The following is a 601-nucleotide window of genomic DNA, read 5'->3' on the forward strand; positions in this document are numbered from 1 at the left end:
GTGCGCTTGATATGTTGGTGCCTTGTGCACACCTTTCCAATCTAAAAGCATAATCGCGAGCACATTGCGATGTTCCCCATACTTTAGATCAAAGTCACCATCAACGGATGGGATCATCCCTTGTTCGGTGCTGATGGCATCTCGAATCGCTTGGCGTGTTTTCTCAACGACGGGATCGTGGTCAAGGCCAGCCAGTAAAAATGAAATACCTACTTCGGCAATGATGTCTTCTTTTGCACGCAATAAAATCGTGTCGATGTTGTCGCGGAAGTAATCATAAATCCATTGATGATCCGCTTCATTCACGCGCTTTTGATAATACTGAGAGTCGGCAAAGATGATGTGCGTCATGCCATAGATTTTGTTGCCGTATTGCTGAGCAGAGAGCTTTTTATCATTGTCGTCGGGGTAGGTCGCTCGGAATGCTTCAATGAACGCGTTCACCACATCTTGTTCACCCAGTTGACGCAGCCAATAGACCTGATTTGCCAACTGCGCCGCCCATGCTTCAATCATCTCTTTATCGGTGGCGTAGCGAGTAAAATCGTAACGACGAATGATTTCTCGCAGTGTTTTATCTTGTTGGTGCTTTAAGCCGTAC

At 46.4% G+C, this 601-nt stretch carries 1 protein-coding gene; it reads right to left on the bottom strand.

All coding sequences use genetic code 11. The annotated features are described in order from the left end of the window. The coding region (locus R7Z49_RS26300) for a DUF3541 domain-containing protein (protein ID WP_318112603.1) at positions 1–601 on the bottom strand (601 nt) is incomplete at both ends.

This window comes from Vibrio sp. 1562, assembly GCF_033340155.1.
GTDB classification, from domain to species: Bacteria; Pseudomonadota; Gammaproteobacteria; order Enterobacterales; family Vibrionaceae; genus Vibrio; species Vibrio alginolyticus.